The 12,046-nt window shown below is 71.1% G+C and carries 8 protein-coding genes; 6 read left to right on the top strand and 2 right to left on the bottom strand.

Annotated features, from left to right (window positions below):
• Positions 1-165 precede the first annotated feature (165 nt).
• From ACFW22_RS08775 to ACFW22_RS08800, 6 genes are all read left to right on the top strand, one after another.
• The gene (locus ACFW22_RS08775; protein WP_386400720.1) at positions 166-999 is read left to right on the top strand and encodes a M24 family metallopeptidase; all 834 of its coding nucleotides are present in this window, start codon (positions 166-168) and stop codon (positions 997-999) included.
• Positions 999-2,786: an SDR family oxidoreductase gene (locus tag ACFW22_RS08780; RefSeq protein ID WP_386400722.1), complete on the top strand. Its 1,788-nt coding sequence runs from the start codon at positions 999-1,001 to the stop codon at positions 2,784-2,786. The genes ACFW22_RS08775 and ACFW22_RS08780 overlap by 1 nt, the downstream gene beginning before the upstream one ends.
• Positions 2,787-3,009: 223 nt before the next feature.
• Positions 3,010-3,972 carry a MerR family transcriptional regulator gene (locus ACFW22_RS08785; protein WP_386400724.1) on the top strand — a complete coding sequence of 321 codons (963 nt, stop codon included), beginning with the start codon at positions 3,010-3,012 and terminating at the stop codon, positions 3,970-3,972.
• A 91-nt stretch (positions 3,973-4,063) separates the two neighbouring features.
• Positions 4,064-4,606 (top strand): RNA 2'-phosphotransferase, encoded by a 543-nt coding sequence (locus ACFW22_RS08790; RefSeq protein WP_386400862.1) that lies wholly within the window; start codon positions 4,064-4,066, stop codon positions 4,604-4,606.
• Between the two features lie 56 nt (positions 4,607-4,662).
• Positions 4,663-5,115 carry a hypothetical protein gene (locus tag ACFW22_RS08795; protein WP_386400726.1) on the top strand — a complete coding sequence of 151 codons (453 nt, stop codon included), beginning with the start codon at positions 4,663-4,665 and terminating at the stop codon, positions 5,113-5,115.
• 619 nt (positions 5,116-5,734) lie between these two features.
• Positions 5,735-6,598, top strand: a complete 864-nt coding sequence (locus ACFW22_RS08800) for a Cof-type HAD-IIB family hydrolase (RefSeq protein WP_386400728.1) — start codon at positions 5,735-5,737, stop codon at positions 6,596-6,598.
• A 155-nt stretch (positions 6,599-6,753) separates the two neighbouring features.
• On the opposite strand, the gene ACFW22_RS08805 is transcribed toward ACFW22_RS08800, so the two are convergent.
• Together ACFW22_RS08805 and cydD are read right to left on the bottom strand one after the other, a co-directional pair.
• Positions 6,754-8,472, bottom strand: a complete 1,719-nt coding sequence (locus tag ACFW22_RS08805; protein WP_386400730.1) for a GAF domain-containing sensor histidine kinase — start codon at positions 8,470-8,472, stop codon at positions 6,754-6,756.
• A gap of 12 nt (positions 8,473-8,484) precedes the next feature.
• Entirely contained in the window at positions 8,485-12,045 is a 3,561-nt protein-coding gene (gene cydD / locus ACFW22_RS08810) for a thiol reductant ABC exporter subunit CydD (protein WP_386400732.1), read from the bottom strand.
• Position 12,046 lies beyond the last annotated feature (1 nt).

The following is a 12,046-nucleotide window of genomic DNA, read 5'->3' on the forward strand; positions in this document are numbered from 1 at the left end:
GCGACGAAAGCCGCTCGCCGCGGGCGGGTCGGCGGTGTTTTCCACAGGCCGTCCGCACACCCCTTGACGTAGCCGTCGAGCATTGTCACATTCATCAGTGTCAAGTTACGGACGCGTAGCGCAGTCGGGCGCTCACACGGGACGGCGGGTGGCATGGCCTCAGCGATGACTGGCGAACTCTCCGCGGAGCTGCGGGGCTTCAGGGAAGTACAGCGGCTCTCCTACGCGTGCGCGGAAGCCGTCGCGGCGCAGCTCAAGCCAGGGGTGACCGAGCGCGAGGCCGCCCGGATGCAGCGGGAATGGCTGTACGAGCGGGGCGTCCGGGACTGGTTCCACCGGCCGTTCGCCTGGTTCGGAGACCGCACGGCCTTCGTGAACTTCAAGGTTCCGCTGCAGTTCTTCCCCACCAACCGGCGGCTCGAAGCGGGGATGCCCTTCATCCTCGACATGGCCCCGGTCTACCGGGGGTACACGGCCGACATCGGCTACAGCGGCTGTCTGGGGCTCGATCCCCTGCACGACAAGCTGCTCACCGATCTGGCGGCGCACCGCGAACTGGTCCTGCGCCAGGTCCGCGAACGCCGCACCTTGCGCGAGATATACGAGGACGTGGACCGGCTCATGGTCCGCCAGGGGTACGCGAACCGCCACCGGGCCTATCCCTTCGGCGTCATCGCCCACAAGATCGACCGGGTGAAGGAGCGCCGCTGGTCGCCTACGCTCTTCGGGTTCGGCACCCAGGCCCTGAAGGGCCTGGTGAGCGACGCCGTGCACGGCCACCGGGACGGCTGGTCGCCGCTCTGGTCGCCGTACACGTTCTCCGACCATCCCCCCGTGCCGGGGCTCTGGGCGGTCGAGCCGCACCTCGGGTTCCGGGGGACGGGCGCGAAGTTCGAGGAGATCCTGGTCGTCACCGACTCCCGGGACCCCGAGCAGAGCGCGTTCTGGCTGGACGACGATCTGCCGCACGTGCGGCGCTGGAACGAGGGGGCAGTCTGATGGCAGCGCTGACAGGCGCACGGGAGCGCTGGGTCCGGACGGGCGGCATCGAGCTGTGCGTCGCCGAGCTCGGCGACGCGGACCGGCCGACCGTCGTGCTGGTGCACGGCTACCCGGACTCCAAGGAGGTGTGGTCGGAGGTCGCGCACCGGCTGTCCGAGGACTTCCACGTGGTGCTGTACGACGTGCGTGGGCACGGTCGGTCGACGGCACCGGCCCCGCTGCGCGGCGGCTTCACCCTGGAGAAGCTGACCGATGACTTCCTCGCGGTCGCCGACGCCGTGAGCCCGGACCGCCCGGTGCACCTCGTCGGCCACGACTGGGGGTCGGTGCAGTCGTGGGAGTTCGTCACCGTGCCGCGGACGGAGGGCCGGATCGCCTCCTTCACCTCGATGTCGGGACCGTCGCTCGACCACTTCGGACACTGGATCAAGCAGCGGATGACCCGACCCACGCCGCGTCGGATCGGCCAGCTCCTCGGCCAGGGTGCCAAGTCCTGGTACGTGTACATGCTGCACACCCCGGTGCTGCCGGAGCTCGCCTGGCGCGGACCGCTCGGCAAGCGCTGGCCGAAGCTCCTGGAGCGGGTCGAGAAGGTGCCCGCCGGGGACTATCCGACGCCCTCGCTGCCGAGCGATGCGGCGCACGGCGCCTGGCTCTACCGGGACAACGTCCGGGCCCGGCTCGGTCGGCCCCGCCCCGACGCCTACGCGCACGTGCCCGTGCAGCTGATCACGCCGACCGGAGACTCCTTCCTTTCCGAACGGCTCTATGACGACCTGGGCGGCTGGGTGCCGAGCCTGACGCGACGGACCCTGCCCGCCAAGCACTGGGTCCCGCGCACCCGGCCGGACCAGCTGTCCGCGTGGATCGGCTCGTTCGTCCGGACGCACGAGGACGGAACGGCCCCGGCCCCCAAGCCGGTCGCTGCGGCGGGAAGCGGGGTGCGAGCGGAGTACGCGGAGCGGTTCGGCGGCCAACTCGTCCTGGTCACCGGGGCGGCCAGCGGCATCGGCAGGGCCACCGCCTTCGCGTTCGCGGAGGCGGGCGCCCGGGTGGTGGCCGTGGACCGGGATGCCGAGGGCGCGGCCCGCACGGCCGAGATGGCGCGCTTGATCGGCGCCCCGGAAGCCTGGGGCGAGACGGCCGACGTCGCCGACGAGCAGGCGGTGGAGAAGCTGTCCGCCAAGGTGGCGAACGAGTACGGCATCGTCGACGTCCTGGTCAACAACGCGGGCATCGGGCTCGCCGGTTCCTTCTTCGACACCTCGGCCGAGGAGTGGAAGCGGGTTCTGGACGTCAATCTGTGGGGTGTGATCCACGGCTGCAGGTTCTTCGGAGCGCAGATGGCGGCACGCGGTCAGGGTGGCCACATCGTCAACACCGCCTCGGCCGCGGCTTTCCAGCCGTCCCGGGCGCTGCCCGCGTACAGCACCTCGAAAGCGGCGGTGCTCATGCTCAGCGAGTGCCTGCGCGCCGAACTGGCCGACCGGGGAATCGGGGTGTCCGCGATATGCCCCGGCATCGTCAACACCAACATCACGGCGACCACGCGGTTCGCCGGAGTCTCGGACGCTGCGGAGGAGAAGCAGCGCCAGCAGAAGGCCTCTCGGTGGTACGGCTTGCGGAACTACCCTCCGGAGAAGGTCGCGGACGCGATCCTGGAGGCGGTCCTGCACGACCGGGCCGTCGTCCCGGTGACCCCCGAAGCCAGGGGCGCCCACCTGCTGTCCCGGCTCAGTCCGGGAGCCCTGCGGGCCCTTGCCCGCTGGCAGCCGCCCGCGTAGTCGAGCGGGGCCGTGCTGTCCGTCCCGACCTGGCACCGGCCCCCGGACGGGACGGTGAGCCGGCCGCGGCCCTGGCGAGGGCCGCGGCCGAGGTGACCCGCCGCGCGAACCGGGTCGCAGCACGAGCCGGTCCGGAGAGCGGGAGCCGACGGGGACGATGGGCACGGGCAGCGGCCGTACGATCCCTCTCGGCAAGGCCCCGGCGACGGGGTGAAGGACGTGGGTGGTGGGAGCGGGTTTGTCCGAGGAGTCAGCACAGCCGGAGTACCGGATCGAGGATCTCGCCCATCACAGCGGGGCCACGGTCCGGACGATCCGCGCTTACCAGGACCGCGGCCTGCTGCCCCGGCCGGAGCGGCGGGGCAGATCGAACGTGTACGGGGACGCGCACCTCGCGCGGCTCCGACAGATCGCCGATCTCCTCGACCGGGGCTACACCCTGGCCTCGATCAAGGAGCTCCTGGACGCCTGGGACACCGGCAGGGGCCTCGGAGGGGTGCTCGGCCTGGTCGCGGAGGTCCACGGACCGTGGACGGACGAGGAGGCGGACCGGATATCCCGTGCGGAGCTGGACGCCCGTTTCGGTGGCACGCCCGACGAGGACGCCGTTCGGGAGGCCGTGGAGCTCGGCGTGCTGGAGCGGCTGCCGGGACGGGAGACCGAGGAGTACCTCGTCCCCAGTCCACAGGAGCTGGCGGTGGCTGTCGAGTTGTACGCGGCGGGTGTTCCGCTCGCGGCGATCACCGGGCACCTGAGGGAGCTTCGCGGCCAGGTCGAGCACATCGCCTCGCGCTTCCTGGAGTTCACGACCGAGTACGTCTTCGCGCGCTATCTGGAGCACCGGCCGCCGACGGACGCGGACGCGGCCGAGGCGGCAACGATGGTGCGACGCCTCAGGCCTCTCGCCCAGCAGACGGTGGACGCTGAACTGGCGCGTGCCATGCGCCTGTTGGCCACCCGACACCTCCAGATCCACCTGTCCCCCGAACTGCCTCCGGCCAAGGAGGAGGAGTCCCGGGCGGTGCCTCTGCCCGCGGCGACGATCCGCGCCGTCCAGGGCCTGGTGGGAGCGGAATCGGCCGCAGCCTTCGTCGCCGCCGCAACCGAACGGGAAATCCACAAAAGAACGTTGGACGTCCTCACCGAGCGGCATCTAAAAACAGGTGAGACCACACAAAAGAACTGAAAGAGTGACTCCCGTTGTCCACAGAATCGCCAATTCGCCTGTGGATAACTCGACTTGCCTGTGGATCAAACCTGTGAGAACGGGGAAAATGATGGATGAGCGGCGCACGGTGAAGGTGTCGAAGTACCTCTCCAAGCATCTGCGCCATCAGCCCGAGCGCATCGGACTGAACCTCGACGCACACGGTTGGACCGAGATCAGCGCCTTGCTCCGGGCCGCCGCAGAGCACGGCTTTCCGATCACTCGGCAGGAGCTCGACCACGTCGTCGCAAGCAACGACAAGAAGCGCTTCGCGATCGAGGGCACCCGCATCCGTGCCAGTCAGGGCCACACCGTCCCGGTCGACCTGGCACTGCCGACCGCCGAGCCACCCGCGTACCTCTACCACGGGACGGTCGCGGGCCGACTTCCTGCCATCCGAGCCGAGGGCCTGCTCCCCATGGCCCGCCACGACGTGCACCTCTCTTCCGATCGAGCGACCGCGACCAGGGTGGGCGCGCGTCGGGGGCGCCCCGTCGTGCTGAGCATCGACACCGGGGCCATGCGGCGGGCCGGGCACGACTTCCGCGTCAGCGCCAACGGGGTCTGGCTGACCTCCACCGTGCCGCCGGAGTTCATCCGCTTCCCCGACTGATCCACTCCTTTCCGCACCGTTTCTTCCGTGATCCCCGCTGCGGCATGATCGATTCCATGGTTCACCCCCACTTGCCCAGCACTGAAGCAGTCGTCACCGCGATCCGGGAGGTTGCCCGGGAGTTCCACCTGGACATCGAGGTGAACGATGACATCGGCGTCGACCAGGTCTCCCGGCGCGCGTCCAGCAACGCGTTCGCCGTGCTCGATCCCGACGGCTCCCTACCGCACGAGGCCCTTGTCGAACTGGGCGGTTCTCCCTCCGTGACCGTTCGCGTCTTCTCCGAGGACGACGCATTGATCACCGTGGACGGCGTCGCCTTCGCCGACGTGCCGCGCGATGCCGTCCCCGCCTTCCTCCGCTCGGTCCACGGCGGCCTCGCCCATGTGAAGGGGCGGTTCTTCCCGCCCGGCTGGTGGCTGGTCGTGCCGTTGGCCGGCGACGAGACCTACAAGGAACTCGTCCCGGGTGCCCTGCTCAGCCCCTGGATGAGCGGCCGGGTGCGCTGAACGGCCGGGTGCGCTGAGCCGCTGCATTCACCGCACTCCGGCCGCAGGGACGAGCAGCGCCGTCAGTCGCCCGGGCCCGACCGGATCCCGATGTCGGCGTCACGACCGGATCGGGCACCCTGCGCCACCACCTGGGTCAGACCCGCGAGGACATCGCCCACGAGTACCGGCTCCCGCGCGGGGTGGGTGGCGCCGGCCCACTCGCATTCCGGACACAACGCCATGCGGAGGCTCGCCACCCATGTCCCGTACGGCGCACCGCAGGAGTCGCACTCCTCGCTTCGCCGGCCCGCGACCATGCCCAGCCCTCCTCGGAGACGCCGTCAGCTTCCGGGAGCATTCCCCCTCTCACGGAAAACGAACGGATGTTTACGGCCATGTCCGGGCACACCGGCGGACGGCCTCGGCGCCGGTCGCGATCAGCCCGGTCCGGAGCCCAACAGAACGAGACAGGAGCAACGCCTAAGAGCTGCAGGCCCATCGTCACGGGCCGCACGGACCGTCGTCACGGGCCGCACGGGCCGTCCGGGTAAACCCCCCGGGGACGCCCGGCCGAGATTTCAGGCTCATATGTGCGGCTCCTCGCACGCCCGTGCGCCGGGTGCGGAAGAATGGAGAGGTGACCTCTCCCCGCTCCACGCTCTCCTCCCCTCCGGCGGCCCGACTGATCGCCACCGACCTCGACGGCACGCTGCTCCGCGACGACAAGTCCGTCTCCGCGCGCACGATCGCCGCGCTCGCGGCGGCCGAGCGGGCCGGGATCGAGGTCTTCTTCGTCACCGGCCGTCCGGCCCGCTGGATGGACGTCGTCAGCGACCACGTCCACGGACACGGCCTGGCGATCTGCGCCAACGGGGCTGCGGTCGTCGACCTCCACTCAGGAGGCACCTTCCTGGAGGTCCGCCCGCTGGAGCGACCGGTCGCACTCGACGTCGTCGAAGCCCTGCGCACCGCGGCGCCGGGCACCTCCTTCGCCGTCGAGCTCACCACCGGCATCCACTACGAGCCGCACTACCCGCCCTTCTTCCTGGACCCCGGTGCCACCGTGGCCACCGCCGAGAAGCTCCTCTTCGAGGAGGCGCCCCACTCCGCGGCCCCCGTGCTCAAGCTGCTCGCCCAGCACTCCGAGCTCGCCCCCGACGCGTTCCTCTCGATCGCGCGGGAAGCCGCGGGTGACCGCGCCGCCTTCACCCGGTCCAGCCCGACCGCCCTCATCGAGATCAGTGCGCTCGGCGTCTCCAAGGCCTCCACCCTGGCCCTGTGCTGCGCCGAGCGCGGCATCACCGCCGAAGAGGTCGTCGCCTTCGGCGACATGCCCAACGACATCGAGATGCTGAGTTGGGCCGGGCGCTCGTACGCCATGGGCAACGCCCATCCCGATGTCATCAGCGCCGCATCCGGTCGTACCGTCGGCAACAACGAGGACGGCGTCGCCGTCATCATCGAGCAGCTCGTCGCCGAAGCCCTGTCCGCCAGCGCTTGAGGCGTCGTTCGGCGTTCGCCACGTCCGCGGCGAACGCCCACGACGGTTTCGTGCCCCCGCACGGGTCCCGTCGACGAGCCGGTCCTCCGTGCCCCGCACCGCGGCCGGGACCGCGGACCGATCCCTCAGGAGCAACGGACCTGCCCCGGAGGGGTTCAGAGCGGGGCCTCCCACACCACCGCCGTGCCGCCACCGTTCTCGCCCAGGCCGGGGCCGCACCAACTGGCCCCGCCCAGCGACTCGGCCCGCCGGGCAAGGTTGCGCAGGCCGCTGCGCCGCCCGCCCGCCGGGAGGCCGACGCCGTCGTCGGCGACCGTGAGGCGCACTCCGGCGGAGCCGTCGGGCAAGGTCACACCGGCGTCGACGACCACCTCGATCCGGCTCGCCTCCGCATGTCGGAACGCATTGGAGAGCGCCTCCCGCAGCGCAGCGATGAGGTTCTTGCCGGTGAGTTCGCCCACCGTGGCATCGATGGCGCCGAGGAAGCGGTGCGCGGGTGTGAAGCCGAGTGGCACGGCCGCCATGTTGATCTCGCGCAGCACCCGGGTGCGAAGCCCCGACGGAGCCTCCGCCGGTCCCTGCTGGAGCGCGAAGATCGCCGTACGAATCTCCTGGATGGTCACGTCCAGCTCGTCCACCGCCTTGCCCACGCCCTCCCGCACGGCCGGCACTATCGACCTGCGCTGCGCGCTCTCCAACATCATGCCGGTGGCAAAGAGCCGCTGGATGACCAGATCGTGCAGGTCACGGGCGATCCGGTCGCGGTCCTCGTAGACTGCGAGGCGCTCCCGGTCACGCTGCGCATCGGCCATCATCAGCGCGAGCGCCGCCTGGGAGGCGAACTGGGTGGCCAAGGTCCGCTCGGCCTCCGTGAACGGCCGGGCTCCCCTCACCCGGGGCGTGGCGAGTGCGCCGAGCACCCGTCCGCCGCTCTGCAGCGGCAGCATCATGCTCGGCCCGTACGCGGAGGTGAACCGGCTGTTCATGCGGGGATCCGTGGATGCGTCGGCCACGAAGACCGCTTCGCCTTCCAGGAGTTCCTTCACCACGGCGCTCTCGGGCGGGAGCACCACGCCCAAGGACTTCGTGGACCGCGGTGAGGAGACGGCAACGATCTCCAGCCCGCCCTCCTCGGCGGGAAGCAAGACGATCCCGGCGTCCGCATCGGCGAGCCGGCGGGCCTGTTCGGCGACGACCGTGAGGGCGTCGTCCGCGTCGCCGCCGGAAAGCAGCGCCGTGGTGACGGCGACCGATCCGTCGATCCAGCGTTCGCGCTGGCGGGCGGCCTCGTACAAACGGGCGTTGCCGATCGCGATGCCGGCCTCGGTGGCGAGGACCCGGACCATGTGGACGTCATAGTCGTTGAACTCGCCTCCCCCGTGTTTCTCCGCGAGGTACAGGTTGCCGAAGATCTCGCCCTGGACCCGGATGGGGACGCCCAGGAAGGTCCGCATCGGCGGGTGGCCGGGCGGGAAGCCCGCGGCGCGCGGATCCTCCGTGAGATCGGCGAGGCGAATGGTCTGCGGATCGCGGATCAACGCACCGAGGAGTCCTGCGTGGCCGTCGGGACGGCGCCCGACCCTGCGGGCCGCTTCCTCGTCGACGCCGAAGGTGACGAAGTCGGAGAGGCCTTCGCCCTCGCCCTCGTCGTCGACGACGCCGATCGCGGCGTAGCGGGCGTCGGCAAGCTCCGCAGCGGTTTCGCAGATGCGGTCGAGGGTCGAGTGGAGTTCGAGCCCGGTGCCGACCGAACGCATCGCCTCCAGGAGCTGCGGCACACGGGCGGTGAGCTCGGTGGAGAGCCCCTGGAGGCTGCGGGTGGCCTGAGTGGCGGCTTCCAGGGGGTCCGGAGACTCGGACGCGGCGGCGGTCATGCCCTGACCCTATTAAGTCCTATTTGACGAGAAAAGTCGGCCGCCCGAAATCGCACCTCCCGGCACGGTGAGGAGATCGGCTTCCGCCTCCTGCTCCAGCATCCGGCGCAGCGGGCCGTCCACCGCTGCGAGCTCGGCGTACGGGCCGCGCTGTACGGTTCTGCCGCCGTCGAGGACCAGCACCTCGTCGACCGCGTCGAGCCCGTGCAGTCGATGGGTGATGAGAAGCGTGGTGCGGCCCTCCGTGGCCCGGAGCAGGTCGTCGGTGAGGGCGTCGGCGGTAGCCAGGTCCAGGTGCTCGGCGGGCTCGTCGAGGACGAGGACCGGGAAGTCCGCGAGGAGGGCCCGGGCGAGAGCGAGGCGCTGCCGCTGGCCACCGGAGATCCGGGACCCGTGCTCACCCACGAGGGTGTCGAGCCCATCGGGCAGCCCGTCCACCCAGTCGAGCAGCCGGGCCCTTCGCAGCGCCTCGCGGAGTTCCCCGTCCTCCGCCCCGACCTTGGCGAGCCGCAGGTTCTCACGGATGGTGCTGTCGAAGAGATGGGCGTCCTGGGCGCAGAGCCCGACGAACCGTCGCACCTCGTCGCTGTCGAGTTCCCCAGCCGCTGTGCCGCCGATCCGGTACGTGCCGTGCTCCACGTCCAGGAACCGGAGGAGCACATGCGCGAGCGTGGTCTTGCCGGATCCGGAGGCACCGACCACCGCGATGCGGCGCCCGGCCTCCAGGGTGAGCCGGAATCCGTCGAGCGCGGGCCGATCCTGCCCGGGGTGCCGAGCCGACAGCTCGGCCAGCTCCAGCGGAAACGGGCTCGCCGGAGGAGCAGCGGGCGTCCGCGGCTCCTGTACGGGAACCGGAGCGTCCAACACCTCGAAGACCCGCTCGGCGCTGCGCTTGACGCGCTGCCGGTACTGCACGGCGAGCGGCAGTCCGGTGACGGCCTCGAAAGCGGCGAGCGGCGTCAGGACCACCACGGCGAGGGCGACTCCGTCGAGCCGCCCGTCCACCACGGCTCGGACTCCCACGAGCGCGGCGGCGACGACCGTCAGGCCACAGATCAGGGTCGAAAGCCCGGCACCGAGCGCCGTGGCCGCGGCCTGCCTGGCGGCGAGGGACGTGAGGGTGCGATCAGCGGCCCGCGTCCGCCCGACCCGGTCCCGGAGCGCACCGGCCACCGTCAGTTCGGCACAGCCGCGCAGCAGATCGGCCACGGTGGTCGCCAGGGTGCCGCGTGCGGGAGCGAGCCGCTGCTCGGCTCGACGGGCGAAGGCCCCGGCCACTGCCGGCACGGCGATGCCCGCGACCAGCAGGCCCGTGGCGAGGACCGCGCCGGCCTCGGGAAGCAGCCATGCGGTGAACCCTGCCGAGGCGATGCCCACGATGAGCGCGGCACCCACCGGAAGCACCCAACGAAGCCAGTAGTCCTGGAGCGCATCGACGTCCTGGACGAGCCGGGCCAGGAGGTCACCTCGGCGGGTTCGTCGCAATCCGGCCGGAGCGATCCGCTCCAGGCGCCGGTAGACGTCGACCCGGAGATCGGCGAGCATCCGCAGGACGGCGTCGTGCGAGACGAGTCGCTCGGCGTACCGGAAGACCGCCCGGCCGATGCCGAAGGCGCGCGTGGCCGTGACGGCCATCATCAGATAGAGCACGGGCGGCTGCTCGGAGGCCCGCGAGATGAGCCAACCGGAGACGGCCATCAGCCCCACGGCAGATCCGAGGGCGAGGCTGCCGAGGAGCAGGGCGAGCGCCATGCGCCCCTTGAGATCCCCTGCCGTCGCCCGCACGCGTGCGAACACGGACCGTCCCGTCCCGGAAGGACGCTTCCCGGACCGGGGCGCCGGCTTCGGCTCTGCCTCCTGCCCCCGTACGGGGGCGCCGCCCGGCGGAACGAGCGGATGAGGGCCCGCAGCAGATCCTCCGGCGCCCTCCGCAGGCTCCGTGCCCCCCACCGTCACCACCCGGTCCGCGACCGCGAGCAGGGCCGGCCGGTGCACCACGAGCAGCACCGTCCGACCCGCCGCGAGACGACGGACCGCATCGACCACTCCTGCTTCCGTCTCCCCGTCCAGAGCGGCCGTCGGTTCGTCGAGGAGAAGCAGCGGCCGGTCTGCCAGGAACGCCCGGGCGAGCGCGAGACGCTGCCGCTGCCCCGCCGAAAGTCCCGCGCCGTCCTCACCGAGGACCGTGTCGAGCCCCTGCGGCAACCCCGCGACGAACCCGTCCGCACCCGCGTCCCGCAAGGCATCCCGCACCGCCCCGTCCGTGGCATCGGGCCGGGCGAGCCGCACGTTCTCGGCGATCGTCCCCGCGAAGAGGTACGGCCGCTGCGGCACCCAAGCGATCCGGGCCCGCCACTCCTCGGGGTCCAGCGCCCCCAAGTCGATGCCTCCGACCCGTACCGCACCCCCCGCCTCCGGCACCGCGAACCCCAGCACCACGTCCAGCAGCGTCGACTTTCCGGCGCCGCTCGGTCCCACCAGGGCCACCGTCTCGCCCGGTTCGACCGTCAGCGTCATCGCGGCGAGCGAGGGCTCGGCGCGCCCCGGGTGCCGTACGGTCACGCCGTCGAGCTCCAGGCGCACGGAGGACGGCACGGCTTCCGTGCCCCCGCCCCTTGCCGGCTGCTCCAGCACCTCGAAGATCTCTTCCGCAGCCGCGAGGCCCTCTGCTGCTGCGTGGTACTGCGCCCCCACCTGTCGCAGCGGAAGGTACGCCTCGGGTGCCAGGATCAGAATGACGAGCCCGGTGTACAGGTCGAGGTCACCGTGGACGAGTCGCATGCCGATGGTCACGGCCACGAGCGCGACCGACAGGGTCGCGAGCAGTTCAAGGGCGAAGGAGGAGAGGAAGGCGATCCGCAGGGTGCGCATCGTCGCTCGGCGGTACTCACCGGTGATCGCCCGGATCGACTCGGCCTGGGCCTTCGCCCTGCCGAAGATCCTGAGGGTGGGAAGACCGGAGACCACATCGAGGAAGTGCCCGGAGAGCCGTGAAAGCAGCTTCCACTGCCGGTCCATTCGGGCCTGGGTGTACCAACCGATCAGGCTCATGAAGACCGGGATGAGCGGCAGCGTGACGACGATGATCGCCGCCGAGACCCAGTCGTCGGTGACGATCCGGGCCAGGACCGCCAACGGCACTACCACGGCGAGGCCGAGCTGAGGCAGATAGCGGGCGAAGTAGTCGTCGAGGGCATCCACGCCCCGTGTGGCGAGGGCGATCAGCGATCCGGTCTTCTGTCCGCTCAGCCACCCCGGTCCCAGCTCCGCGGCCCGACCGAGGAGCCGTCCCCGGAGTTCCGACTTGACCGTGGCGCTCGCCCGATGGGCGGCGAGTTCGGTCAACCAGGAGACGAGCCCCCGCGCCACCGCGATCCCGGCGAGGGCCAACAGGGGAGTGGTCAGGGCGGAAACCGACCGGCCTTGCTGGAAGGCCCCCACCACGATTTCGGCGATGAACATCGCCTGGGCGACGACCAGCGCCGCTCCGACGAGGCCGAGCACGACCACCGCAATCAGAAAGAGACGGGTGGCCCTGGCGTACCGGAGCAGGCGCGGATCGATCGGTTTCACG

This window comes from Streptomyces sp. NPDC058872 (genome assembly GCF_042743065.1).
GTDB lineage: Bacteria > Actinomycetota > Actinomycetes > Streptomycetales > Streptomycetaceae > Streptomyces.